This window comes from Pseudomonas sp. JV414, assembly GCF_032424305.1.
Taxonomy (GTDB): Bacteria; Pseudomonadota; Gammaproteobacteria; order Pseudomonadales; family Pseudomonadaceae; genus Aquipseudomonas; species Aquipseudomonas lini.
This window is the reverse complement of the sequence record NZ_VYKC01000009.1, coordinates 427,853-452,252: the sequence shown is the minus strand read 5'-3', so window position 1 is coordinate 452,252 and position 24,400 is coordinate 427,853. Positions and strand designations below refer to the sequence as shown.

29 protein-coding genes and 2 tRNA genes are annotated in these 24,400 nt (G+C 57.2%); 12 read left to right on the top strand and 19 right to left on the bottom strand.

Annotated features, from left to right (window positions below):
* Positions 1 to 13 precede the first annotated feature (13 nt).
* The 3 genes from F6R97_RS12975 to F6R97_RS12965 are packed head-to-tail and all read left to right on the top strand — an operon-like array spanning position 14 to position 1,436.
* The gene (locus F6R97_RS12975) at positions 14 to 427 is read left to right on the top strand and encodes a GNAT family N-acetyltransferase (RefSeq protein ID WP_173667532.1); all 414 of its coding nucleotides are present in this window, start codon (positions 14 to 16) and stop codon (positions 425 to 427) included.
* Positions 424 to 1,140 carry an AzlC family ABC transporter permease gene (locus tag F6R97_RS12970; RefSeq protein ID WP_008068738.1) on the top strand — a complete coding sequence of 239 codons (717 nt, stop codon included), beginning with the start codon at positions 424 to 426 and terminating at the stop codon, positions 1,138 to 1,140. Before F6R97_RS12975 ends, F6R97_RS12970 begins: the two co-directional genes overlap by 4 nt.
* Complete coding sequence (locus F6R97_RS12965; RefSeq protein ID WP_048396038.1) at positions 1,119 to 1,436, top strand: AzlD domain-containing protein; 318 nt, start codon at positions 1,119 to 1,121, stop codon at positions 1,434 to 1,436. Before F6R97_RS12970 ends, F6R97_RS12965 begins: the two co-directional genes overlap by 22 nt.
* Here F6R97_RS12965 and F6R97_RS12960 read toward each other — a convergent pair.
* On the bottom strand, positions 1,353 to 2,279 hold the full coding sequence (locus tag F6R97_RS12960; RefSeq protein WP_315866641.1) for a LysR family transcriptional regulator: 927 nt from the start codon (positions 2,277 to 2,279) through the stop codon (positions 1,353 to 1,355). The two genes, F6R97_RS12965 and F6R97_RS12960, sit on opposite strands and share 84 nt — an antisense overlap.
* Before the next feature lie 613 nt (positions 2,280 to 2,892).
* Between F6R97_RS12960 and F6R97_RS12955 the strand changes: the two genes are divergently transcribed.
* From F6R97_RS12955 to F6R97_RS12945, 3 genes are all read left to right on the top strand, one after another.
* On the top strand, positions 2,893 to 3,303 hold the full coding sequence (locus F6R97_RS12955; RefSeq protein WP_038978528.1) for an MbcA/ParS/Xre antitoxin family protein: 411 nt from the start codon (positions 2,893 to 2,895) through the stop codon (positions 3,301 to 3,303).
* The gene (locus tag F6R97_RS12950) at positions 3,303 to 3,980 is read left to right on the top strand and encodes an RES family NAD+ phosphorylase (RefSeq protein WP_048396039.1); all 678 of its coding nucleotides are present in this window, start codon (positions 3,303 to 3,305) and stop codon (positions 3,978 to 3,980) included. Before F6R97_RS12955 ends, F6R97_RS12950 begins: the two co-directional genes overlap by 1 nt.
* A 226-nt stretch (positions 3,981 to 4,206) precedes the next feature.
* Entirely contained in the window at positions 4,207 to 4,554 is a 348-nt protein-coding gene (locus F6R97_RS12945; RefSeq protein WP_038980193.1) for a type II toxin-antitoxin system RelE/ParE family toxin, read from the top strand.
* On the opposite strand, the gene F6R97_RS12940 is transcribed toward F6R97_RS12945, so the two are convergent.
* On the bottom strand, positions 4,551 to 4,874 hold the full coding sequence (locus tag F6R97_RS12940) for a helix-turn-helix domain-containing protein (protein WP_038978530.1): 324 nt from the start codon (positions 4,872 to 4,874) through the stop codon (positions 4,551 to 4,553). The genes F6R97_RS12945 and F6R97_RS12940 overlap by 4 nt on opposite strands.
* 373 nt (positions 4,875 to 5,247) lie before the next feature.
* On the opposite strand from F6R97_RS12940, the gene F6R97_RS12935 reads away from it, so the two are divergent.
* The 4 genes from F6R97_RS12935 to F6R97_RS12920 all read left to right on the top strand — a co-directional run bounded on the left by F6R97_RS12935 (position 5,248) and on the right by F6R97_RS12920 (position 7,830).
* Complete coding sequence (locus tag F6R97_RS12935) at positions 5,248 to 5,469, top strand: tautomerase family protein (protein ID WP_048396040.1); 222 nt, start codon at positions 5,248 to 5,250, stop codon at positions 5,467 to 5,469.
* Positions 5,466 to 6,122, top strand: coding sequence for a DsbA family oxidoreductase (locus tag F6R97_RS12930; RefSeq protein WP_315866640.1), 657 nt, complete (start codon positions 5,466 to 5,468; stop codon positions 6,120 to 6,122). The genes F6R97_RS12935 and F6R97_RS12930 overlap by 4 nt, the downstream gene beginning before the upstream one ends.
* A 42-nt stretch (positions 6,123 to 6,164) precedes the next feature.
* On the top strand, positions 6,165 to 6,875 hold the full coding sequence (locus tag F6R97_RS12925) for an SDR family NAD(P)-dependent oxidoreductase (protein ID WP_038978533.1): 711 nt from the start codon (positions 6,165 to 6,167) through the stop codon (positions 6,873 to 6,875).
* Positions 6,876 to 7,080: 205 nt separating this feature from the next.
* Complete coding sequence (locus tag F6R97_RS12920) at positions 7,081 to 7,830, top strand: hydroxypyruvate isomerase family protein (RefSeq protein WP_315866639.1); 750 nt, start codon at positions 7,081 to 7,083, stop codon at positions 7,828 to 7,830.
* Between the two features lie 100 nt (positions 7,831 to 7,930).
* Here F6R97_RS12920 and F6R97_RS12915 read toward each other — a convergent pair whose 3' ends face one another.
* The 7 genes from F6R97_RS12915 to F6R97_RS12885 all read right to left on the bottom strand — a co-directional run bounded on the left by F6R97_RS12915 (position 7,931) and on the right by F6R97_RS12885 (position 13,980).
* Positions 7,931 to 8,920 (bottom strand): Abi family protein, encoded by a 990-nt coding sequence (locus tag F6R97_RS12915; protein WP_315866638.1) that lies wholly within the window; start codon positions 8,918 to 8,920, stop codon positions 7,931 to 7,933.
* Positions 8,921 to 9,203: 283 nt separating this feature from the next.
* Positions 9,204 to 9,279, bottom strand: a tRNA-Thr gene (locus tag F6R97_RS12910).
* 497 nt (positions 9,280 to 9,776) lie between these two features.
* Positions 9,777 to 11,006 carry a methyltransferase gene (locus F6R97_RS12905; protein WP_315866637.1) on the bottom strand — a complete coding sequence of 410 codons (1,230 nt, stop codon included), beginning with the start codon at positions 11,004 to 11,006 and terminating at the stop codon, positions 9,777 to 9,779.
* The gene (locus F6R97_RS12900) at positions 10,987 to 11,676 is read right to left on the bottom strand and encodes an ABC transporter permease (RefSeq protein ID WP_123498398.1); all 690 of its coding nucleotides are present in this window, start codon (positions 11,674 to 11,676) and stop codon (positions 10,987 to 10,989) included. Before F6R97_RS12900 ends, F6R97_RS12905 begins: the two co-directional genes overlap by 20 nt.
* Complete coding sequence (locus tag F6R97_RS12895) at positions 11,673 to 12,368, bottom strand: ABC transporter permease (RefSeq protein ID WP_008068748.1); 696 nt, start codon at positions 12,366 to 12,368, stop codon at positions 11,673 to 11,675. The genes F6R97_RS12900 and F6R97_RS12895 overlap by 4 nt, the downstream gene beginning before the upstream one ends.
* A 78-nt stretch (positions 12,369 to 12,446) precedes the next feature.
* Complete coding sequence (locus F6R97_RS12890) at positions 12,447 to 13,193, bottom strand: ABC transporter substrate-binding protein (protein WP_038978539.1); 747 nt, start codon at positions 13,191 to 13,193, stop codon at positions 12,447 to 12,449.
* A gap of 13 nt (positions 13,194 to 13,206) precedes the next feature.
* Positions 13,207 to 13,980: an ABC transporter ATP-binding protein gene (locus F6R97_RS12885; protein WP_315866636.1), complete on the bottom strand. Its 774-nt coding sequence runs from the start codon at positions 13,978 to 13,980 to the stop codon at positions 13,207 to 13,209.
* 553 nt (positions 13,981 to 14,533) lie between these two features.
* On the opposite strand from F6R97_RS12885, the gene gabP reads away from it, so the two are divergent.
* Complete coding sequence (gabP, locus tag F6R97_RS12880) at positions 14,534 to 15,928, top strand: GABA permease (protein WP_048396044.1); 1,395 nt, start codon at positions 14,534 to 14,536, stop codon at positions 15,926 to 15,928.
* Between the two features lie 76 nt (positions 15,929 to 16,004).
* Here gabP and vapC read toward each other — a convergent pair whose 3' ends face one another.
* The 6 genes from vapC to F6R97_RS12850 all read right to left on the bottom strand — a co-directional run bounded on the left by vapC (position 16,005) and on the right by F6R97_RS12850 (position 19,838).
* Positions 16,005 to 16,412 carry a type II toxin-antitoxin system tRNA(fMet)-specific endonuclease VapC gene (vapC, locus tag F6R97_RS12875; RefSeq protein ID WP_030129300.1) on the bottom strand — a complete coding sequence of 136 codons (408 nt, stop codon included), beginning with the start codon at positions 16,410 to 16,412 and terminating at the stop codon, positions 16,005 to 16,007.
* The gene (gene vapB / locus F6R97_RS12870; protein ID WP_038978541.1) at positions 16,412 to 16,642 is read right to left on the bottom strand and encodes a type II toxin-antitoxin system VapB family antitoxin; all 231 of its coding nucleotides are present in this window, start codon (positions 16,640 to 16,642) and stop codon (positions 16,412 to 16,414) included. Before vapB ends, vapC begins: the two co-directional genes overlap by 1 nt.
* A 180-nt stretch (positions 16,643 to 16,822) precedes the next feature.
* Positions 16,823 to 17,275: a hypothetical protein gene (locus tag F6R97_RS12865; protein ID WP_048396045.1), complete on the bottom strand. Its 453-nt coding sequence runs from the start codon at positions 17,273 to 17,275 to the stop codon at positions 16,823 to 16,825.
* A gap of 6 nt (positions 17,276 to 17,281) precedes the next feature.
* Entirely contained in the window at positions 17,282 to 17,698 is a 417-nt protein-coding gene (locus F6R97_RS12860; protein ID WP_038978543.1) for a hypothetical protein, read from the bottom strand.
* Positions 17,699 to 17,735: 37 nt separating this feature from the next.
* Positions 17,736 to 18,710 (bottom strand): alpha/beta fold hydrolase, encoded by a 975-nt coding sequence (locus F6R97_RS12855; RefSeq protein WP_315866635.1) that lies wholly within the window; start codon positions 18,708 to 18,710, stop codon positions 17,736 to 17,738.
* 69 nt (positions 18,711 to 18,779) lie between these two features.
* Positions 18,780 to 19,838: a YhcG family protein gene (locus F6R97_RS12850; RefSeq protein ID WP_038978545.1), complete on the bottom strand. Its 1,059-nt coding sequence runs from the start codon at positions 19,836 to 19,838 to the stop codon at positions 18,780 to 18,782.
* 261 nt (positions 19,839 to 20,099) lie between these two features.
* On the opposite strand from F6R97_RS12850, the gene F6R97_RS12845 reads away from it, so the two are divergent.
* Positions 20,100 to 20,549 carry a hypothetical protein gene (locus F6R97_RS12845; protein ID WP_038978546.1) on the top strand — a complete coding sequence of 150 codons (450 nt, stop codon included), beginning with the start codon at positions 20,100 to 20,102 and terminating at the stop codon, positions 20,547 to 20,549.
* Between the two features lie 84 nt (positions 20,550 to 20,633).
* Here the strand turns inward: F6R97_RS12845 and F6R97_RS12840 are convergent.
* The 4 genes from F6R97_RS12840 to F6R97_RS12825 form a co-directional block, all read right to left on the bottom strand.
* A tRNA-Phe gene (locus tag F6R97_RS12840) sits at positions 20,634 to 20,709 on the bottom strand.
* A 103-nt stretch (positions 20,710 to 20,812) separates the two neighbouring features.
* Entirely contained in the window at positions 20,813 to 21,085 is a 273-nt protein-coding gene (locus F6R97_RS12835) for an oxidative damage protection protein (RefSeq protein ID WP_007897448.1), read from the bottom strand.
* Complete coding sequence (gene mutY, locus F6R97_RS12830) at positions 21,082 to 22,149, bottom strand: A/G-specific adenine glycosylase (RefSeq protein WP_038978547.1); 1,068 nt, start codon at positions 22,147 to 22,149, stop codon at positions 21,082 to 21,084. The genes F6R97_RS12835 and mutY overlap by 4 nt, the downstream gene beginning before the upstream one ends.
* Complete coding sequence (locus F6R97_RS12825; RefSeq protein WP_038978548.1) at positions 22,146 to 24,380, bottom strand: AsmA family protein; 2,235 nt, start codon at positions 24,378 to 24,380, stop codon at positions 22,146 to 22,148. Before F6R97_RS12825 ends, mutY begins: the two co-directional genes overlap by 4 nt.
* Between the last annotated feature and the right edge of the window lie 20 nt (positions 24,381 to 24,400).

Here is a 24,400-nt window from a genome sequence, read left to right as displayed (position 1 = left end):
CCCTGCACCGGTGATGCTGCAGCGCGCGACGGCCAAGGATGCCCAGCGCCTGGAGCGCTTCTTTCGGCAATTCGAAGAAGTGTCGTTCTGTGAATGGCAGGACGCCAAATGCCTGCGCGGTGTGTTGGTGCAGAAAACCACCACCGCGTTCCTCGCGCTCGATGTCTGTGGCGAAGTGGTCGGCGCGGTATTGGGCGGCATGCTCGGCAGCCGTGGCACCATCAATCACCTGGCGGTGAGCCCGGTTTATCGCAGCCAGGGTGTTGGTCAACGTCTGGTTGAAGCGGCGTCGGCAGACATGAAACGGGTCGGTGTGCTGCGGATGTTCCTGTTCGTTGACGATGCTAACCTTGCCGGCAAACGTTTTTGGAGTGCCCAGGGCTTTTGCGAGCCATGCGGCGAAACTACCTTTGAGAGGGACCTATGAATGAGACGTCCAGCAGCCAGCCGCTGATGGTCGAGCCCCAGCCCTCGCGCACGTTCGCTGAAGCCAGCCCGGTGATTGCGGGCTACTTCACAGTGTCGTTTGTGTTCGGGTTGATGGCCGTCAATGCCGGATTGCCCGTATGGCTGCCGGTTGCGATGTGCCTGTTCGTCTACGCCGGTGCCTCGCAGTTCGCCGCCCTGGCGCTGATCTCCAGCGGCGCGTCGCTGACCACCATCATCCTCACCACGTTTTTGATCAATGCACGGCACATGCTGATGTCGGTCTACATGGCCAAGGCCTTGCAGGCGATGGGGCTCAGTCGTCTCGAGCGCTGGTGTTATGCCGGCGGGCTGACCGATGAATCGTTTGCCTTCCACAGCGTCAAGCTGGGCAAGGGCACGCCGGTCAATGTGCGTTACCTGATCGGCTTCAATCTGTATTGCCACACGTCGTGGGTGCTGGGCGGTTTGCTGGGCGCGATCTGCGCGCAGTACGCGGCGCACCTGATCAAATATCAGCTCGACTATGCGCTGACCGCGATGATGCTCTACGTGCTGGTATCGCTGTGCAACACTCGCAACAAACTGATCGCCGCATTGGCCGCGGTCGCCTGCATGGGTGTCCTGAGCCTGATCGGCAGCTCACCCTTCAACGTGTTCATCGCCACATTTGTGGGCTGCGGGGTGGGTGTATGCCTGACCAAACGTTCCTGATCCTGGTCGTCGTGCTGATGATGGTCGTGACGTTCCTGCCGCGCGCGTTGCCGCTGCAGGTGAGCACTGACCATTGGCCACCCCTGGTCGCCCGGGCGCTGGAATACCTGCCGGTGGCGATCGTCGCTGCAATCAGCCTTACGCCGCTGTTGATCAAGGATCAACAGGTGCAGCTCGATCGCCCGGAATTCTATGCAGCGATTCCGACGTTGTTATGTGCGTATTTCAGCAAAAACCTCTTTCTCAGTGTGGCGGTTGGGACGGCTGCGTACATTGCGCTCGGATCGTTCATGTAGCGACAGAGCGACCACGTCGTTCAGGGCCTGGCCCGACAACTCGGGGTTATTGACCGCCAGCCGTACTTCGAGAGAATCTTCGAAACCCGGGAAAATGGTCAGGCCGTTACGCAGGGCCGCCTCACGGGAAACCATGCCGAGGCCGTCCATTTGCGTGATTAACGACAGGGTCAGGGTCTCGCTGCAGGAATAGATCATCCGCTTGCCTGACTCGTAATTACCAAGGCCGGCGTCGAGAAAACGCAAGAAGCTGTGGGAATACGGACAATCGTCGGCAGGCCGAACCTGAAACTTATTGCTGAGCAGCATCAGCGGATCGTTTTCCTGACCGCAATGGGCACCGACCACCTGCACCTGTACATGGGGCAGGGCAATACTGGGTAACCCCGGCTGCTGCGGCCCGATCAGCACGGCCAGGTCGAAGTCCTCATTCTTCAGCTTGCTGAGGTTTTCCATCGACTCGGCGTAGCTGAATTCCAGCTGATAATCAGGAAACACCTCAATAAGGCGTCCGATCATGCGCCGGTTGAAGTCGGCCGAGAGCGTGGTATTAAGCGCAACCTTGAGCGTGCGCTGCCCAGGCACCTTGAGCGCGGCGACTTTCTCTTCCAGTTGCCGCGTAGCGACCAACACTTTGTCCATGTAGGGCGTGAGCTCCGTGCCCTGCGTTGTCAGAGTCAGCCCCTTGTTGGAGCGACGAAACAACCGAAAACCGAACTGCTCTTCGACCTTGTTCAACTGCGCGGCCAATGCCTGCACGGTCAAACAGGAATGCTCTGCCGCCGCCGACAATGAGCCGGTCTGCACAATGCGCATGAGGTTACGTAAGGTTCTGCTATCCATTTGGGTAATGCCCTCTAAAGTGGGCTGGCTATTGTTGTGTACCTGATCGCCCCGGTGGGCGTCGGTCGCGTGCTGGCTATGATCCTGCACCTGAGCATGCTTGTCCCGAGTTTAGTAGCGAAATGATTCTGCGTCCGATGGTTGGAGGCTTACACAGGATCGGGTTTTTTGGTGGGGGGTAGGTGATCGGGGTCAAAAATTGGCCTGAATGGGGATGTGTGGACATTTTCTGGATATCAGCGAAACCTTTTTCCAACGCAAAAAAAAGCAGCCTGATCAGGCTGCTTTCATGAATAGGTGCTTGATATTGTGCTCCCTCAAGCAGGGGAGGAGAGGTTTACCCGAGCGCTGATTTTCAGGTCATCAACGGGGCTCCTACATCGACTATCGCCACCTGATGGCAGTCGGTTTCGCGCTCTCGATTAAATTGTCTGCCCGTAATAGGCGGGTGTCAACGGGTGTATTGGGACCGTGTGTCGGCGTCTTCAGGGGGCGGAAAATCTGCGAGAAGTCTCTTTTCGAGATTAATACGTTTGCGAATTAAAATTTTATATTTGTTCGCATATGTACTAACCTGAAATCAACACATCGCATATCCAAGGAGGCCTCCACCATGCCCGCCTCAACCATCGTCCTCAGCCCACAGCAACAACTCGAGACTCCCGAAGCCGGTCGAGTCGCGCTCAAATTTTTCTTCAATCTAATGGAACGCTGGGGCTGCACCGCCGAGCAACAACGCACCCTTTTGGGTAAAGTCGGCAACACCACTTTCTACAAGTACAAACACCTGCCGCCCAACGTGCGCCTGCCCCACGACACCCTGGAACGCATCTCGTATTTGATGGGTATCCACAAAGCGTTGAGCATTATCTTCAGCAACAGCCGCGAGCGAGCCTACACCTGGGTCAGCAGCCCCAACACCGCCGCGCCGTTCAATGGCCAGTCGGCGCTGTCCTACATGCTGGCCGGCCGCGTAGTCGACATCGCTGACGTGCGCCGCTACCTCGACGGAGTGCGCGGTTGATGGCGCCGGAGCTGGCCGACCCGCAGTGGCCGCGGGCCTATCGGATCGTCAACAGCTGCTTCCCGCCGATCTCATTGTTCGAAGACGTGCTCGACCCCGAAGACCTGACCACCGCCTACGCGCTGGAAGCCCTGACCAACGATCGGCTGATGGAAGAAGCCGGCGTGCTCTCCCGCGTGCGCCCCGAAGACCGCATCTCCGGCCCCGGCTCCACGCCCGTCATGGCCGCGTTCACCCACATCGGCAAAACCAGCCGCTTCACCGACGGCACCTTCGGCGTCTACTACGCCGCCAGCAGCCAGGCCGCTGCCATCGCCGAGACGAGCTATCACCAGGAACGCTTCCTCGCCGCGACCAACGAACCGGACCTCGAGTTGACCATGCGCACCTACGTCAACCGGGTCGTCAAACCGCTGCATGACATCCGGCAAAACTATCCTCACCTTCATGACCCGGACCCAACCGCGTACGGCCCAGCCCAGGCCTTCGCCCGCCAATTGCGCGAAACCCTGTCCTGGGGATTGCTTTACAACAGCGTTCGTTTGCCGGGCCATGAATGTGTAGCGGCGTTTCGACCGCCCGCTGTGTCCATTCCGAAGCAAGGGAAGCACATTCGGTATGTTTGGAGTGCGAGCAGTCGGAAGATCTCGTTTGTGTTTGAAGTCAGCGAGATGTGAAGCCCAACGAAGCGCAAAAAGCCCCGATGCGTTCGGGGTCTTCTGTGTCGCTGGACGAATACGCGTCGCATAAATGGAAAAACTGCGCACGTATCTAAATGGACTACATCAAAAGTGGCTAAGTCCTACTGCGGAAATAGCCTGCGATGACTACTAAACAGCACCCTTTAAATCGTCTACTGAGATGTTCGGAGGGCATCCACTGTTCCAGGTAGGAATCCATCATTTGAAGAGATTTGCATTTGTAAGTGAGGCGGCAACACGTGAGTACAAGGATTTGCCGGAGTGGGTACAGGATGAGTTCGGGAAAGATCTGATGCGTGTGCAGTACAGCGGTGATCCAGAGCTGGCAATAAAGCAACTGAGTTCAGTAGGTGCGGGGGCTGTTGAGTTGATTATCAATGGCAGCCCGGCATACCGATGCATCTACATTGCGAAGTATGCGGACACCATTTTCGTCCTTCATTCATTCGTGAAGACGACGAATGGAACCGATCGTCACGCAATGGCTGTTGCGCAAGACCGGTTGAAGGAACTGAAAAGGGAGCTTCGAAAGATGGGTTACAACGTCTAGCAGGCGTGAGATTGTGAAATGACGATCTGAGGTAAGGCCCCGGCATCGTTGGACGGCAACGTAAAAGTAGTGCGAAATCCGAGTCTATCCAGCATGTCCATCATTGCATCGATCGTAAATTTCTCGATCTTGCCAGTGGTTAGCTCGGAAACGCGTGATTGGGTCACATTTAACCTGGATGCAGCCTCACTCTGTTTGAGGCCCAGTTTTTTGATGCAATCAGTGATGAATATCGATAGCTCCATTTTCAACGCCATTTTGCTGGCGACTTCCTCGTCATGCGTGACATGGAACGGGCTATCAAAGAATTGAAGTGCCATGAGCATTTATCCCATTTTTAGGCGGTATCTAAAATTTACGATAAATGGAGATTAGCCGATTGATCATTTTTGATGCAAACGTTTTTTGTGTTTGTCGATCACCGGCAAAATTAGCGGCCACTTGCTGCGGTGCATTTTTCTTCGAAAATACGATGAGGTTTATCAGCATGGATTGAAGCCCGTTTTGACCGCTGGCGAGCCTTACGGTTAGGCCATATTTTCCGTTGGCGTCTCCAATCGATATCGATGTAGTCATTACACCAAGTAACTAATGAAGTTCCCGCCCCCACCTTTATCCCCCTGACCCAACCTCATACATTCCTCTCCAACGCCTCCTCATCATTCCGATGAGAAGACCACTGGAGATTTCCCCATGCCTTTCGTAAGCGTACGCATCACCCGCGATGGCGTTACCCCAGAGCAGAAAGCTCAGGTGATCGCTGAAATCACTGAAACCCTGGAGCGCGTCCTCAACAAACGCCCGGACCTGACCCACATCGTGATCGAAGAGGTCGACACCGATAACTGGGGCTATGCCGGGATCACCACTACCCAGTACCGCAAGCAACTGGCTGAGGCGCAAGGGCAGTCATGACCGCGTCCGTCACCATCGATTTCGTCTCCGATGTGGTGTGCCCCTGGTGCGCCTTGGGCGCCACTGCGCTGGAGCAAGCGATCGAGAACGTCGCCGGTGAAGTCTCCGTCGAGCTGACCTTCAAGCCCTTTGAGTTAAACCCGGACATGCCAGCGGAAGGCAAGAACGCGGTCGAGCATTTGATGCGCAAGTACCGGCGCACCGCCGATGAAGTCACCGCCGGCAAAGCGATGCAGATCGCTCGCGGTGAGGCCATCGGGTTCAAGTTCGATCTGGAGAAGCGCAGCCATTTCTACAACACCTTTGATGCTCACCGTTTGTTGTTCTGGGCGTCGCAGGAAGGGCGGCAGATCGCACTCAAGCGAGCGTTGCTACGCGCTTACTTCGCCGACGGCCAGAACCCGAGCGATCACCAGACGCTGGTGCGTTTGGCTGCTGAAGCGGGGCTGGATGCGGAGCGTGCAGGCGAGGTGTTGGCCTCCGGAGCATTCGCCAAAGAGGTGCGTGAACTTCAAGCGTTTTACCACGAGCGCGGCATCAATTCGGTACCGGCCATGGTGCTTAACGGTCGTCACCTGGTTTCCGGTTCGCAATCGGTCGAGTACTACGAACAGATGCTGAGGAAAATGGCGAAATCCCCTGCCGAAGCCTGATTGATCACTTTTCAAACCATCATTTATTAGTAGAGGTTCATCATGAGCAATTCTAAAAAAGTCATCGTTATCACTGGCGCCTCCCAAGGTCTCGGCGCAGGCATGGTCAAGGCCTTCCGTGATCTCGATTACCAAGTAGTCGCCACTTCGCGTTCAATCCAGCCATCCACCGACCCGGACATCTACACCGTTGCCGGCGACATCGGCGACCCGGCGATCGCCCAGCGAGTCATCCGTGAAACGATTGAACGTTTTGGCCGCATCGACACCCTGGTCAACAACGCCGGGATCTTCGTCGCCAAGCCGTTCACCGCCTACACCCACGAAGACTACGCAGCGGTGCTGTCGGTGAACCTGAATGGTTTCTTCTACATCACCCAACTCGCGATCACCGAGATGGAAAAACAGGGCCGCGGCCACGTCGTCAACATCACCACTAGCCTGGTGGACCATGCGATTGACGGTGTGCCGTCGGTATTGGCTTCGTTGACCAAGGGTGGCTTGAATGCGGCGACCAAATCCTTGGCCATTGAGTACGCCAAACGCGGGATTCGGGTGAATGCGGTTTCCCCGGGCATCATCAAGACGCCGATGCATGGTGAGGAAACCCACGAAGCCCTGGGGAATTTGCACCCGGTTGGGCACATGGGGGAGATCAGCGATATTGCTCAGGCTGTGGTGTATCTGGACAGCGCAAACTTTGTCACCGGCGAGATTTTGCATGTCGATGGTGGGCAGAGTGCGGGTCACTAAGACCAGATTTTCCAAACCCCAGAAACAACAAAGCCCTCGCATTTCTGCGAGGGCTTTGTTTTGTATGGTGCGGCACCAGGAGTCGATGGCTCCCGATGGAATCGGGAACACACCATTCGGGATCAGATAGGCGCTTTGAATGTGGGGTTCATGAAGCAGTTACAATGTATATAAAAGTCATAAATCACTACATGGATGTTTGCCAATGCTCAAGTTCAATGCTCATCTCGGTTTCCAATTCAATGAGTTGCCTTTTCTACAACGCATCGAAGCTGCCGCAGCAGCTGGTTTTCGGGCGGTGGAGTTCCCGTCACCCTATGAATTCGACGCAAGTCTTCTGGCCGACCACCTGGCTCAATACAGTCTGCCGCTGATTCAGTTCGCTGCACCGGCTGGCGTTACCAAAGGCATCGCTGCCTTGCAGGGCAAGGAAGAAGAGTTTCGCAACGGGTTGCTCCAGGCCGCCAGCTATGCAAAGGCGCTGGGGTGTTCGGATGTCCACATCATGTCTGGCGTTACGACGCAGGATGAGGCAGCGCTTATCTTCGAGGGCAACCTGGAATATGCAGTCAAGTATTTCGAAGATCAGGGGCTGCGGCCGCTCATCGAAGTGATCAGTTCGCAAGCGATGCCGGGCTATTACATGTCTGACTTCAGCAAGGCGCAACAGGTGCTGGAGACCTTCCCGAGTGTTGGGCTGATTCTCGATCTTTATCATGCCCAGCTTCTGACCGCAGATGCAGCAGATGTTCTGGCCCGTTTTTATGACAGAACAGTCCATGTGCAAATTGCCGACTGCCCGGGCCGTCACGAACCGGGAACGGGGAGCATCGACTTTGCTGCCTTGTTCGCGGCGCTGGAGCAGCGCGGCTACACAGGATGGATCGGCTGTGAATACCGTCCTTCCGGTTCTACCGTTGCGAGCCTTGACTGGATAAAGCAGCTAAGTGCGTAGTGCTTGCGATGCACGAACGGGTTCGATGGGAACAGACCACGATTTCTGGCTTGAGTGATCAAGCAGGAGATAAATTAATCGCAGTCTGTTTCTGGCGTACTTACTCCAGACACCATTGCTGCTGGCGTTTCCAATCATTTGGAAATCCCATGAGTCTCAAATAGCCCAGTTCCTGCTGATCCATGATTTCGGCCAAGCGAAACTTCCAATGGCTGTCTGGACTGATCAAGTCGGTTAGATAGGCCAGCATCGTCAATACGATGTATAGCCGCTGCTTGGGTTGAGGCCGGTCGGTAGGTGCATTTGGGATGACCCATTCTTTGGGTAAGGATGGTCGAATCGAGAGCTCTCGGTTCCATAGTCGTGAGTGGTGGGCGCAACAGTTTCGGATGAAGGTCAGGGTGTGGAGCCAGGAGGCCAATACTTCAAAGGGCAGATTTAATCTGCTAGCGATCGCTTTCTTGTCGGCGCTTTTGCCTATGGCATTGAAGAGGGTGGATACCGTTCCAAGGCTGAGCTCTTCCAGAACAGCCCAAGCGGGCGGCAACTCAGGATGGGCATAAGTCGACCCATAGAATCGGAAATAGTTATCGCGCATGCGATTTTCAATCCGTTGTTGCTGGACTCCATCAGCCTGACGGCTCTTTTTTATGCGATCAATCTCACGTCCAAGTTTTTTTCGTTCCTTGTCCAGCTGATTTTGCAGGGGGCGCAGTAGATCAGAATGCGAGTATGACGAGGAGAAGACTGAAACGTCAGCTATCCAGTCAGGCCCATACTTAGGGCACATGTGATTGCTGATAGCCGCTCGTATGGCAACTTCGACACGTTCGATTGCATCCATGGTTATGCGTCGCAACGAACCATCGAAGCGGTAGATATCGACGACAACCTTCAGTGTACTACCGGGCTTGAAGGTGTGTTCGGGACCCGCCTCCTGGAAGGGGCGCATGTAGGGGCTCAGGCGAAACAGCGTGACCACTTCGAGAAAGCGCATGGCCCGATCGTCGTTGGCGACGTGCAGGCCTCGTTGCTTTAGCAGTTCCAATTGCTGTTCTACGCTGAGGGCCGGTTTGTCGAAGGGCCTCATGTAGTTTTCTCCAGGCAAAAAAAACCCGCACGATTTGAGCTTGCTGACTGGGTCAACCTAGGCTTGGCGGGTGTGTTGGGGTGCATTATAGGTAGGTGTAAGAGCCCGTCAACGTTGCGCTGACGTGAAATTGTAACGGGTAGAGGCGCGCGGGCAATGTTTGGGCTGTCGATGGAGATAAGGCTTTGTTGGTCTTATCGCAGCAATTTGGCAGCTTCCGGGGGAGTTTCCAAACCCCAGAAACAACAAAGCCCTCGCATTTCTGCGAGGGCTTCGTTTTGTATGGTGCCGGCACCAGGAGTCGAACCCGGGACCTACTGATTACAAGTCAGTTGCTCTACCAACTGAGCTATACCGGCGTGTTAGGGCGACGATTATAGCGATTGGGTTGGTTCTGTAAACCCCTGAATTCAGACTATTTTTATGCAGGCGTTTGATCTGGCGCGAACCAGCACTTTTTTGAGTTTCTGAGGGGGCACCAGGCTCGGCTGTTTTGCATGGCTCGCAGTTGTGCTTCAGCTTGTTCGGCGCGTTGCGGGGCAGTGGCGAGGTGGTTTTCGAGGTGCCCTTGTATGCGTGTATAACAATGCCGTTGCAAGGCGCAATTTCCCGCTATGGGTGTCCGGTATTCGGCGGTTATGTCGTTTTGATGAAATGCTTATGCACAATGGACCAGGGGCGACTACCTGTTCATTACGATTTTGTAGACTCGTTCTCATTTGTCCGCAAATGCCTGTTTTGCGGGTTTTTTATTTGTGTGAACAAAAAATGACCAGCAGTGTTTTAGGCGTAAAACAGCGTGGATATTGGATCCACGATAATTCCATCAACAGAGTTATCCACAGGCTGTGGCTGTTTAAGGACGTTCTGCAAGGAGTAGGAAATTGCGCGGCGTGAGTGGCGTTTCACAGAAGGTGCCGAGACGAACGGTGTAACCCTGCTGAATGAGGAAAAGTGCCCGATCAAGTACCAGCCACAGTTCCAGCGGCCGTCGGAAAAGGCCTCGCAGCAGCTCCAGATTGCGGACTTCAGCCAATCGCTGCCAACCGGCGGCTTCCAGTCTAGTCCAATCTGGCGCACCGACTGTGGATAAGTCTTTGAGCGCGGCCAGATCGCGGCAGTAATCGGCGAAAGGTTTGTCCAGCCAGGCGCTGGGCAGAGAAGGGGTCGGCAGGTATTCGTCGACGCCGCGCAGTTGTCGTTGCAGCAGGTCGAACGCCAGGCGCCGGGCCATGGAGGTGTCGCGCTGGCGTCGGACGCGAGCGCCGGCGGTGACGGTTTCGCTCATCGGCAGCGCAAGATCATCGAGGGAAAGGTGTAGGTCGGAGCGCTCAGCCGCAGAGGAAAGCGGCTGATAGGTGTTCAGACTGATCCGGTTGTAGCAGCAGGGTGCGATGGCCAGTTGTTTGCAACCGGCGGCGCTGGCGAGCTGGATCAGTCGCACGTGCAGATCACCGCAAGCGTGCAGCGCGACCGGCGTGTGATCGGCGCTCAATAAAGGGGCTGCGCCAGGCGCGAGTACATCCTGCTCGATATGCAGCGCATGCAATTGATGACGTTGGCTGAGTGCCTGACCGCTGGCAACCAGCGTTGGGTCGTATTCCAGGCAGGTCAGTTGTTGCCCGGTTTGCAGCAGGCGTCGCCCTAAATGGCCCTTGCCGGAACACCAGTCCAGCCAATGCGTCGGTGCATGAGCAAACTGCAAACAACTGGTGAACGCTTCGATCTGCTGCCACTTGCGTCCAGGCACATCCACATTCAAGCGATGACCCGCTGCTTCAAGCGCACGACTCGGCAATTCATCCACCGTGCTCAGTTCAGCAGACATCGCCGCCAATGAAGCAAACGGCTCCGGCGCATCAAGCAAACAAGGTTGGTTATGACTGCTTTCCGCATCCTCCAGCGACCGCCCGCGTAGCCAAAACGCCAACTCCGGGTAGGACGCTTCCCAAGGCAGTTGCAAATGGGTAAACGGTCGAGGTTTCCACAGCGCCTGATGCTCGATCAGAAAAGCATCCAGCGCGGTGAAACGGGCGAGCAGGGCCTCGCCCGTCAGCGCGCAGGAATCAACGCCCTTGGCAGGCATCGACGCGCAACCAGCGCTCCAGCAGCTTGAAGCCACGAACCAGCACGTAAGCCATCAGCAGATAGAACATGCCTGCTGCGAAGAAGATCTCCACCGGCAGGTAGGTGCGGGCAATGATGGTGCGGGCCATGCCGGTCAGTTCCAGCAAGGTCACGGTGCTGGCCAGGGCGCTGGCTTTGAGCATCAGGATCACTTCGTTGCTGTAGGCCGGCAGGCCGATGCGCGCAGCACGCGGTAGCATAATGTAGAACAGCGCTTTGGCCCGGGACATGCCCAGCGCCCGCGCCGCTTCAATCTCGCCCGGCGGAATCGCCTGGATCGCGCCACGCAGGATCTCGGCGATATAGGCCGCGGTGTGTAGGGTCATGGTCGCGGTAGCGCACCAGAATGGACTGCGCAGATAGGGCCACATCGAACTGTTACGCACCGCGTCGAACTGCGCCAAGCCGTAATAGACCAGAAACAGCTGAACCAGCAACGGCGTACCACGGAAAAAGAAGATGTAGCCGTAGGGGAATGCCCGCACGTACCAGAGTCGCGACGAGCGAGCGATGCCCAGCGGAATCGCCAGCAGCAACCCGGCAATCACGGCGATAGCCACCAGTTCCAGAGTCAGTGTCGCGCCCTGAGCCAGTTTCGGCAGCCACTTGATGATGACTTCCCAGTTCATTGGGTGCTCCTCGCGAAGCCGCGAGCGGCGCGTCGTTCCATAAAGTGCATGCCGGTCATGGCCAGAATTGTCAGGCCCAGATACATGAAGGCGGCCACCATATAGAAGGTGAACGGTTGCTTGGATATGGTCACGCCGATTTGTGTGTGACGCATGATTTCTTCCAGGCCGATGACGGAGACCAGTGCGGTGTCTTTCATCAGGATCATGAACAGGTTGCCCAGGCCGGGAAGTGCGATGCGCCACATCTGCGGCATGATCAGCCGGGTAAAGATGCGGAATTTCGACAGGCCCAGGGCCACGCCGGCTTCACGGTGACCCTTTGGGATCGCCAGAATCGCACCGCGAAACACTTCCGTGGCGTAGGCGCCAAAGCACAGCCCCAGCGCAATCACGCCGGCGGCGAAGGCGTTGAGTTCGAGGTCGGGGTTGCCGAAGAACTCGCCCAGGGCACGCATCAGGTTGACCGTGCCGAAGTAGATCAACAGCACCCAAAGCAATTCCGGGATACCGCGAACCAGCGTCGAATAAGTGCCGCCAAGCCATTGCAGCGGCTTGTACGGGGAAGTCTTGGCCAAGGCGCCGAGCAGACCGAGCACCAGCCCCAGGCACAAGGCCGAGAGTGCCAGCTTCACAGTCATCAGCGCACCAGCGGCGAGCGCCGGGCCGAATCCGTAGAGGTCGATAATCATGGATTTCTTTTCAAATCGCGGCAGGCATTGCGAAGGACCGGCACCGTCAGAGAACGGCGCCGGTCATGCAGCTCAGAATCAATAGATGCTGAACGGGAAGTACTTGTCGTTGATCTTCTTGTAAGTGCCGTCTTCGACGATTTCTTTCAGGGCAAGGTTCAGCCTCGCGCGCAGGGTGTCGTCTTTACGCACGGCGATACCAATCTTGTCACTTTCTTCCACTGGGTCACCCTTGAATTCATACGAACGGCCGGCGTCGCTTTTCAGCCACTCGTAGTTGACGTACTTGTCCGCAAGGATGCCGTCCAGCCGACCCGAGGTCAGGTCCAGGTAAGCGTTTTCCTGGGTGTCGTAGAGTTTGACTTCAACGCCGGGCATGTTGTCTTCCAGCCAGGTGCCGGCCAGAGTCGCGCGTTGGGCGCCAATCACCTTGCTTTGCAACGAAGCCTTGTCGGTTTTGAAGTCGACGTTTTTCGGCGCGATGAACTGCAGTTTGTTGGAGTAGTACGGTTCGGTGAAGTCCACCGCTTGCTTGCGCTCGTCGGTGATCGACATCGAGGAGATCAGGAAGTCGAACTTCTTGGCGTTCAGGGCCGGGATGATGCCGTCCCAGTCGGAGGTAACCACGGTGCACTCGACTTTCATCTTGGCGCACAGGGCATCGCCGATGTCTTTATCGAAGCCGACGACATTGCCACTGGCATCTTTGTTGTTGAACGGCGGGTAGGCCGCTTCGATGCCCATCTTCAAGGTCTCGGCGGCGGCACCGGCGCTGAAGGCCAGGGTGACAGCAGCGGCCAGAAAGATTCTTTTGTAGTTCTGCATGCGGGTAGCTCCGTTAGCGGTTGCTGGACATGAATTGTTTGCAGCGTGCCGAAAGCGGGTTTTCGAACACCTGCTGCGGCGATCCTTGTTCTTCTACCAAGCCTTGGTGGAGGAACACCACTTCGCTGGAAACCTGACGGGCAAAGCCCATTTCATGGGTCACGAGCAGCATGGTGCGGCCTTCTTCGGCCAATGCGCGGATGACATTAAGTACTTCCTGGACCATTTCCGGGTCAAGGGCGGAGGTGGGTTCGTCAAACAGAATGACCTTGGGCTGCATCGCCAGGGTGCGGGCGATGGCCGCGCGTTGCTGCTGGCCGCCGGAGAGTTGCGCCGGGTAGGCGTGACGCTTGTCAGCGATGCCGACCTTGGCCAGCAAGGCTTCGGCGACGTCGATAGCCTCGGCTTTGCTTTGGCCGAGCACGCGGCGCGGGGCTTCGATGATGTTGTCGAGCACGCTCATGTGCGGCCAGAGATTAAAGTTTTGAAATACAAAACCAATCTCGCTGCGCAGGCGATTGATCTGCTTGCCGTCGGCAGCAACAAGTTCGCCGTTCTTGGCGGCTTTGAGCTTGAGTTCTTCACCGGCTACCAGGATCTGGCCCTGGTGCGGGTTTTCCAGCAGGTTGATGCAACGCAGGAACGTGGACTTGCCGGAACCGGAGGAACCCAGGATCGAGATCACGTCGCCGTCGCGGGCGGTCAGCGAGATGCCTTTGAGCACCTCAAGCTGTCCGTAGCGTTTGTGCAAGTTGCGGATTTCAAGCGCGGGCGTGGCCTCAGCCATGTGCGTTCCTCATAGTGTTTTGCGCTCCTGCTGTTGGTGGCCTTCCTGGCGAGGCGGCCAAGCTAGCATAGCGTTCGAATGGCAGCCAACAGCGCTACGGACGGTAAACGGGTGGCATGTGGCAGGTTGTCGCATCGGCACAGCAGACTGTCGCCCCATCAACAACCGAACAGCCGTTTGAACACGCTTGGGCGTGGCTATCGCGTAAAAAAAGGCGCGATGTTGCCAGCTTTGGCGGGGTGTTGGAAGCGCTAACCGGACAAACGTTCCTGATCTGAACTTTTATTGTGCGTGCCCGAATTTTTTGATGTGTTTCTGGTGCGCTGATTCGTTCCTTGAAGTGGGTGGCAGGGTAACGCTCTGGCGAAATGCCATTAATCTCAATGACTTGCGATGACTGCTCGATTCGCGTGAAGGCCCCGTGTCGCGGGCGTATGAAATATTTTGGCGCAATTATTGCGTGCAGAATAAGAAACGCCCTGTTGGATTCTTTTTACGAGAAGGAATGTCAGACCGGGCCGATGTCATCGCTTTACTTGCAAAGGTAGTCTTAATGAGTAGTAGCCAAAGCTCCTCCAATGGCCTCGAACAGGGGCTCAAACCGCGTCATGTGACCATGCTGTCGATCGCCGGGGTGATCGGTGCCGGGCTGTTTGTCGGCTCCGGTCATGCCATCGCAGCTGCCGGTCCAGCCGTACTGCTGGCCTATGCCGCCGCCGGTATGCTGGTGGTGCTGGTGATGCGCATGCTTGGCGAAATGGCCGTCGCCTCGCCGGACACTGGCTCCTTCTCCACATACGCCGACCGCGCAATCGGTCACTGGGCCGGTTTCACCATCGGCTGGCTCTACTGGTGGTTCTGGGTGCTTGTCATTCCGTTGGAGGCCAACGCCGCCGCGACCATCCTGCATGCCTGGTTCCCTGACGTGGCAATCTGGGCGTTCACGCTGGTCATCACCTTGCTGCTGACGGTGACCAACCTGTTCAGTGTGAAGAACTACGGAGAGTTCGAGTTCTGGTTCGCCCTGGTCAAAGTCGTAGCGATCATCGGCTTTATCGGTCTTGGCATTCTGGCGATCTTCGGCTTCCTGCCTACCAGCCAGGTCAGCGGCGTGTCGCACCTGTTTGACACTCAAGGCTTCCTGCCAAACGGCATGGGCGCGGTGCTGGGGGCCATTCTGACCACCATGTTTTCCTTCATGGGTACCGAGATCGTGACCATCGCGGCCGCGGAATCGAAGAACCCTGGCCAGCAAATTTCCAAGGCCACCAACTCGGTCATCTGGCGGATTGGTTTGTTCTATCTCGTGTCGATCTTCATCGTTGTGGCCTTGGTGCCATGGAACGACCCGATTCTGGCCAGCGTCGGTTCCTACCAGACCGTGCTGGAACGCATGGGTATCCCGAATGCCAAGCTGATCGTCGATATTGTGGTTCTGGTTGCGGTAACCAGCTGCCTGAACTCGGCGCTCTACACTGCTTCGCGCATGATGTTCTCGTTGGGCAAACGCGGCGATGCGCCGGCCGTTTCCCAGCGCACCAACAAGAGCGGCACGCCGTACTGGGCCGTCATGTTGTCCACCGGTGCAGCGTTCCTTACAGTGTTCGCCAACTACGTGGCCCCGGCCGCCGTGTTCGAATTCCTGCTGGCAAGCTCCGGCGCTATCGCGCTGCTGGTGTACCTGGTGATCGCGTTTTCACAACTGCGCATGCGTAAACAGCGTATGGCTCGCGGTGAAAAAATCGCCTTCAGCATGTGGCTGTTCCCGGGCCTGACCTACGCGGTGATCATATTCATCGTTGCGGCCCTGACCATCATGCTGTTCCAGGACGCCCATCGCGTGGAGATCCTCGCGACTGGTTTGCTGAGTGTGTCGGTGGTGGCTGCCGGGTTGTTCGTGGCTCGTCGTCGCAAGCTGCAGAAAGTGGGCGCGGTGGTGCTGAGCTGATTCGTACCGCGTAACGCAAAACGGCCGCTGTCAGTGATGACAAGCGGCCGTTTTTGTTTTGTCTGTTGTGCTCGATTCAAGCGGGGTGCACCCAGTCTTCAACTCGTAAACCGGATACACGCTCAAATTCCCGTAGATTATTCGTCACGATGGTGAACCCTCGTGAGCGTGCGTGGCCGGCAATCATGTGGTCATAAGGGCCTATTGGTGTCCCTGCTTTAGCCAATTCCGAGCGAATCATTCCGGTGTGTGCTGCTGCTTCATAGTCAAAAGGCAAGATCTCAAGACGGGCAACAAAGCCCTCGATGACAGCGAGGTTTTTTTCCGGTGCGGCAGATTTTTCTGCACCGTAAATCAACTCCATCAAGGTGACAGCGCTTATGCATAGCTGGCCGTGATGACGATTGAAGGCTTCGCGTACAACCTGTGGCTTGTTCTTGATGGTGAAGATGCAGATGTTGGTATCGAGCATGAATTTGATCATTAAAACGACTCACGCTCCTGATCGGTTGGTTGCTCACGGTCAGCCATAAAGTCTGCGCTCACGCCTTCGCCGTCGAACCAGCTATCCCAGGCTTCTCCTGCCGGGGTGATGAGGCGAGTCCTGCCGATAGCGATAACATCGACACGCTTCACATCACTGGGCATTGCGACAGCTTTGGGCAGGCGGACGGCCTGGCTTCGATTGCTCATAAAAAGGGTGGTTTGTTCCATGGCAGGCCTCCTGCGCTTTGCTAACGCTTGAAGTCAGAAGGATAGAATTTTGTTGGGATATGTCAATGGGATATACGCGATGACTGATGAAAGGTTGTGGTAGTCACGACAGTTTCAATGGTTACAAAAAACGGCTGCTGTCAGAGATGACAAGCAGCCGTTTTTACTTCCAGAGTGGCCTTACTCAGCCTTTTCCACCGGCAAGTCCAGCGACTGACGATAACTGTCCAGCGCATCGCCAAAGTCAGTGATGAATTGCGGATCGGTCAGCCAGGCCTGGGCGGCGTCGCGGTCCATGCCATCGGCCCACATGCGGTAGTCGATCAGCATGTCGGCGGCCAGGTGCGTGGCGGCCATGGCTTCGTTGTCGGCGTTTTCCATGTCCAGCAGTTCTGGATGGTCGCTGATGATTTCGGCGAGGTTCGACAGTAGGGTCAGCAGCATGTCGTTGCGGCTGGTGGCCTCGACGTCACGCATTTTGCTGAACATCGCCAAGGTGTATTCCGGGATCGGCTCGCCGAGTTCGCCCAGGTCATCATCCAGTTCGGCGGGTTTTCTGCCGTGAATATTGATTTGCTTGGCTTTGGCCTTTGCGCGCTTGGCGCGTTTCTGTTGCTTGTTCAGGGATGCCATGGGAACTCAGTTTGGTTTCTGTTGGGTTTGGGCCGCGATGACTTCGGACGCTGCCACGTAGTCAGCCTGGAAGGCCGGGGATTCGATCCACGCCAAGGCGCTGGCTTCGTCAGCTTCGGTGGACCATTGGCGATACTCGATCAGCGCAGCGATGATGAAGTCTGTCGCGGTTTCTTCGCCTTCCTGTTCCAGCACCAGCGCGAGCAGTGGGTGTTCAAGAAAGGCCGCGCACATCGCCTGTTGACTGATCTTTGCCGCATCGATCATTTCTTTGAACAGTTCGGTCAGGTCCACCGATTCGAAGTCGATGCGATCGTCGTTCGGGTCCAGCTCGACCGGCGCGGCAGCCCGCTGGGTGCGGTTCTGCTTGGCCTTGGCTTTGGCGCGGGAGGCGCGTTTGTTCTGCTTGTTGGCGGAGGCCATGGGCGTCGTTCCGTAATTCGTTGAGAGGGCGCATGCATCAACTGCGTGGCACTCGCCGCCCGGGTGTATCGGGGGCCAGCTCGCCGGTCTGCAGCCAGGACAATGCAATGGGCCATAGTGTGGCTTGGTATGCGCTGCGAAAAAAGGCGAAATGTCCGACTTCTTCTTCGCCGATATCTTCGGGGGCGATTCGCAGGTGGGTATTTGTGCTGCCAGTGAAGTAGCCGAGCAAGCGTTCGATCGCCGGAATCGTACCGTAGGGATCGTCGCTGAGGCTGATCGCCAGGGTCTGGGCTGTGACGTTGGCGAAGGGAAGCTGGCCGTTTTTGGCGTGGATGACACGACCGCTGGGGCGTTTCTCGTATCGGGCGGTGGGCTTGCTCCAGTCGCGAACTACACCGGCCGGGGTGTCTTCGAGCCAGCCGAGGCGTTTGCCGGGAAAGTAGCCGTACAGCATGGTCATCAATGGCATCACCACATGCCACTTGCCAAACATTCGCCAGCGATGAGCGGGAGCATAGTCGCGCCAGTAAGCGAACTGCGCACCTACCGTCACCAGGCGTCGGATCATATGCCCGGAGGTTCCCAGCCCGGCCGCACAACCACCGAAGCTGTGGCCGACGACATTGATGGGTTGTTGCGCAAACTCGCGTTGCGCCCTTTGCAGCATCGCCTCGAAATCCAGCGCGCCCCAATCAGACCATGAGGCCTCAAACCCTTTCAGCGACACGGGGCGCGACTCGCCGATGCCGCGGTAGTCATAGGTGATCACGTCGAAGCCGTTGGCGAACAGGTAATCGGCGAAGCGCGAGTAGTGTCGGCAACGGACTGAAGTAGCGGCGTTGATGATCACCACCGGACGGGTTGGGTCTTGATTCGCATGCCGCCAGGTGAAGCCGCCAAGGATGAAGCCGTCGGTGGCGGGTTCGTTGAAAGATTCACCGGGTGTGCCGGTGGGTAACGGCAATTCAAGTTGCGTCGGGGCCAGTGAAGGCATGTCCTGCAAATTCATCGGCGTTGAACCTTTGCGGTGAGCCAACCACCATAGTCTTCACGCCGTTTATGAACAATCCACCCGTGCTTATCGGGGCCTCTGCTTGAGTAACCGCTCCTCAAGCACCGCCCATTCCCGATCCAGTTCTTTGCGAAGTTCCTCCTCACTCGGCAGTACCAGTCTGTAGGTACTGGCGAACAGCTGTTCGTTGCCTTGCAGCACTGAATAGCGCACCACCGATTCATCTTTTTGCGCGCAGAGAATGAGACCGACGGTGGGGCTATCCTCCGGTCCGCGCTTGAGGTCGTCGTACATGCGCACGTACATGTCCATCTGGCCGACATCCTGGTGGGTCAGTACGCCGCGCTTGAGGTCGAAGATGACGAAGCACTTGAGCAGGTAGTTGTAGAACACCAGGTCGATATAGAAGTCTTTGCTCTCGGTACTGATGCGTTGCTGGCGAGCGATGAAGGCGAAGCCTTTGCCCAGTTCGAGCAGGAAGCCCTGGAGTTGATTGATCAATGCTTGTTCAAGTTCGCTTTCCTGGATCAAACCCGCATTGGGCAGGCCGAGAAACTCCAGTAGCACTGGGTCCCGGATGAAATCCCGAGGGCTGGCGTTCATTTGCTGGATATTGGTGGCGGCTTCCTGTTTGACGGCGGCCCGGTCGCGGCTCGCCAGCAGGCGTTCGTAATAGAGGGTATTGATCTGGCGCTCGAGGGCGCGACTTGACCAGTTCTGCAGAGCAGATTCGTTCATGTACCAGTGGCGAGCGTTGTCGTTGTCGACTCGTAGCAGTCTGCGGTAGTGGGTCCAGCTCAATTCGTGACGCAGTGCGTCACGAATTGGGAATGCTTGATAGAACAGGCGCATGTAGCGAAGGTTGGAAGCGTCGAAACCTTTCCCAAACTGCTCCGTCAGTACTTTCGCCAGCGTCGATAGCAACTGCTTGCCATACACCGCCCGTCGAGCACCTTCCTGCTCGAACTCCACAATATGCCGTCCGATCTGCCAACAGGTTTGCACCTGAACGGTATCGACCGCTCGCAGCACCTTCTGACGCGCTTCACGGATCAACTCGCCAAGATTGCCGAGCAGTGAAGTGATCTGTGGATCTTGAGTGTTACCGGGTTTTAGGGAGCTCATGACATTTTCCGCGGCTAAGGAAACAAGCGGAAGAGGATGGCAAGAGAGTGATAGTCCGCGATGCCGGGCGTTGCTGGTAAATCGGAAGGAAAGGCGAATTTGCTTTGCAGGACCGGGCCGACGGCAGCCCATGCATGAGGAGCACATCACGTAGTCCGATTCGCAGTGAGCCCAAGTGCTAATCGATCTAAAACTTGAACATTCGGTAACAAATCTAAAAAGAGTAACGATTGGGTTCTGCGTAACCCGGGAGTCGCCATCATGAAGAACGTCCATTCATTCATGCTGCCCATCGCCGCTGTCGGCGTACTGATGTTTCCAGTCGTGCTTAACGCAGCCAGTCTTGAACCGATCGACAGCACAGGCGTGCAAGTCCAGCAGCAACAGCAAAACGGGATTACTTACCTGTCCGGGGGGATCGGAGAGGATGAGGCTCGAGCCATTGAACAAGCGCAGGGCTACAACCTGCACATGACTTTCTCCATCGGGGCGGAGGGCAAATATGTTCCGGATGTAAATCTGGTCATTCAGAAAGACCCGGGGCAACCCGTGCTGACGCTGAGCGAAGCCGGCCCGTTGGTTTATGTTCAGCTGCCACCTGGCAAGTACACCGTCGTCGCGACTCGCAATGGTGAGGAGCGGCGTGATACGGCGGATGTAGGAAGTGGTGCCGCTCGCAATCTTGTCTTCCACTGGAATACTGAAAACTAGCCCAAGAGAGACGCTTGCTCGATGCCTGATCAAATCGCGGGCATAAAAAAACCCTGAATCTTGCGATTCAGGGTTTTCGGTATTTGGTGCCCAGAGACGGAATCGAACCGCCGACACGGGGATTTTCAATCCCCTGCTCTACCGACTGAGCTATCTGGGCAACGGGGCGCATTAAACTGGTTTTTCAGGGGGTCGTCAAGAAAGTTTTCAAAAAAATTTTAATTATTACCGTCGCTTACGATCCGACCCCCGAAAAAACGGGATTATTCAGCGGGCGGAACGTAGCCTTCGGCCTTGGCGTATTCCTCGCCGGAAAAGAACTTGTCCATCTCGCCTTGAAGATATTTGCGGTCTTCGGCGTTCATCATGTTCAGGCGTTTTTCGTTGATCAGCAGGGTCTGGTGTTTTTGCCAGTCGGCCCAGGCCTTGGCCGAGACGTGGTCAAAAATGTCCTGACCTTTTGCACCCGGAAATGGAGCGCGCTCCAGGGCGGGTAATTCTTCTTTGTACTTGCGGCACATGATGGTGCGGGTCATGACGACTCTCCTGCGTTCAATACGGCGGCCGCGCGTTCGAGCAAGGTTTTGACCGGGGCGGCAAGGCCCAGGCGCGGCGGGGTGGCGAGGTTATACCAGAGCCAGTCGGCCTCGGCCACGTGATGACCGGCCTCCTGAACCTGAACCAGCCAGGGTTCGATGGATAACTGAAAGTGGCTGAAGGTGTGTACCAGGCTCGGCAGTGCCTGTTGGTTGCCCAGTTCCAGCGAATGCTGTGAAGCCAGATGTTGCAGGTCATCGAGGTCGTCGAGTTCCGGCAGGCTCCAGAGACCGCCCCACAGGCCCATGGAAGGGCGACGGTAAAGCAGAATCGCCCCTTCGCCATTGGCGAGCATCGGCATCAGCGTGCGCTTCTGTGGCACGGCTTTGCGTGGCTTGGGGATCGGGTAGCGGGTTTCCAGGCCAAGCATGTGCGCCTCGCAGCCCTTTTCCAGCGGACAAAGCAGACAGCTCGGTTTGCTGCGGGTGCAGAGCGTGGCGCCCAGATCCATCATCGCCTGGGTGTAGGCGTTGACCCGATCATGTGGCGTGAAGCGCTCAGCGTTGGCCCACAGCTGTTTGGCAACCTTGGGCTCGCCCGGATAACCCTCTTGCGCGGTAAAGCGCGCCAGCACCCGTTTGACGTTGCCATCGAGGATCGGCGCCCGCAGGCCCATGCTCAGGCTGGCAATCGCGCCAGCGGTGGACAGGCCGATACCCGGCAGATCGGTGAGTTTTTCCACATCACGGGGAAACTCGCCGCCATATTCGGCAACGACAATCTTCGCGGTCTTCTGCAAGTTGCGCGCGCGGGTGTAGTAACCGAGGCCGGTCCACAGGTGCAGCACTTCGTCTTCCGGCGCGGCGGCCAGGGCTTCGACCGTTGGCAGCGAAGCCATGAAACGGTCGAAGTAATTCAGCACGGTGCTGACCTGGGTCTGCTGCAGCATGATTTCCGAGACCCACACCCGGTAAGGGGTGATGCCCTGCTGCCAAGGCAAATCGTGGCGGCCGTGGCGGTCGTACCAGTCCAGCACCGCCGTTGAAAACTGCTCGGCTCTCATCGCTTGAACAGCCCCTTGAGCGCGTTTTTCAGTTCCGGGCTGACTTTATCGCCAAGCTTCTCGTCGATTTTTTCGCTGATCCGCTCACCGGCCAGTTTGCTCGCGACTTGTCCCATGCGTTCATTGTCGACGCGGCAAGCCTTGGCACCCAGCTCCAGCGGGCCACGGCAGCGCAGTGGCCACTCGATGCCGATGAAGCGCTCGCTGACCTGACAGGCCGGGTCCGGCATGTCGCTCTTGTCGCCTTCGACGATCACGCCGACGCGGTAATCCATGCCCAGCACCCGCAGGTCGATGTCGCCGTTACCGTTGACGGTCATGCCCGGAATGCGCACTTTCAGGTCGGGGTTACTGGCCACGCCGTTGTGGAAGGTCAGGTTGCCCTTGAGCTCTTCGAACGGTGTGTCCTTGCCCCGTGGCTCGCCCGTGAGGGTTTTGCGATTCAGGGTGGCGATGCCTTTGCACAGTTGCTGCTCAAGGTTGGCATTGAGCAGAACGCCATTGTTGATGACGAAACTGGCATTGCCGTTGAGGTTGTCGATCAGCACGCTCTGGCTATTGCCGCTGCTGGTCAGCGCGCTATCGAGGGTAACCAGGCCTTGGACCGGTGGATTTTTCCCTTGGCTTTCGAGGATTTTTTCTACAGGCACTTTGCTGATGCGCGTCTGCATGTTCAGCGCCGGCACTTGCTGGCGCACGTCCAGGGTACCTTTGGCTTCGAAGTTGCCGTCGTACAGGTCGCCGCGCAGGTTCTCCAGCGTCAGCAGGCCGCCTTGGCCTGTGGCCTTGAGTGCCGCATTCTGAATCGGCAGTTTGTCGAGGGTCAGCTGGCCGAAAGTCAGGTCGGCGTTCACGTCGAGTTTGCTCAGGCGTTCCACCGGCAACAGACGCTCGGTGCTCCACGGGCCTTTGGTCGGTGAGGGCGGCAGCGGTGAACTGCCTGCACCAGCCATCGCCTCGCTCTCGGTGCTGGCCACTTCGGCCTGACGCACCTGCTTCGCGCTGTTGGCTTCGGCGGATTTTGGCGGCAAGTAACGATCGACGCTGAAAGTGTCACCCTTGAGGTTCACGCGCAGCGATTGCTTGGCGAAGTCCTCGACAGCGATGCGGCCGCTGAAAGTGCTGTCGTCGAGTTTCAGGTTGAGGTTGTCGAGGGACAGGCTGGTCGGCGTGGCGGCAACCTGGCTGGCCAGTTCGACTTTGCTCAGGCTGCCTTCGGCCATCGCCGGGAGTTTCTGGCCGATGCTGTCGACGAATTTCGCCAGATCGAACTGGGCAATCGACAGGCCACCGCTGATTTGCGGGGTCTTGTCGAGGTCGTTGGCCTTCAGTTCACCCAAGGCGCGCAGCTGGTTGGCGGAGATCTTGATGCCGGTCCATTCGGCGACGTTGGCAGCCCTGTCCAGCAGCAACTGACCTTGAGCGGCGAAGGTCATGGTCTTGCCTTGCAGTGGATCGCCAGCGACTTCACCGGAGAGTTTCATGTCTTCGAATTTGTAGCGCTGCAGTGCACGCTCGAAACGCAACTCGCCGGCCAGCTCGGTTCGTACTCGCAGAACCGGTTGGTTGGTGCCGAGAAATGCGGTGAGTTTGACCGGGATGTTGGTCGAGTCATGTACCGGGCCAGTACTGAGCTGGATGCTTTCGGCGCTGAACTGCTTGCCGGTTCTCTCGTCGCTGTACTCAACGCGGGCGTTGTTGACGGTCAGGCTGTCGATGTCCAGGCGGATCGGCTGAGCCGGTTTTTCTGCCTGAGCGGTAGTGGTTGGTGCAGGTTCGCCGGTGGCGGCGGGCGGCGTGGCCGGAGTACTCGGGGTGGCTGGCGCCGGGGCCTTGCCGATGTCTTCCCAGTTGCCGTGGCCGTTCTTGTCGCGATTCAGGCGCAGATTCAGGCCTTCGACGCGCACATCGCTCATCTGCACTTCGCGGCGCAGCAGCGGAATCACGCGGACCGACAGGCCGAGCATCTGCAAGTCTGCGAACGGTTCGGCAGGCTTGGCCAGGGTTGCAACACTGGCTTCATGCAATTCCAGGCCCAGCCAGGGAAACAGGCTCCAGCCGATATCGCCATTGAGCGTCAGCTCGATGTGGGCCTTGTCGCGGGCAATCTGGCGAATCTCGTCTTTATAGTCGTTGGGATCGAAGAGGTGGGTCAGGGCAAAGCCCAGCGCCACAATGATCAGCAACAGCCCGAGAAGTACCAGACCCAGGATTTTGCCGAACGCTTTCATGGGCGAGTCCTTGTATTAGT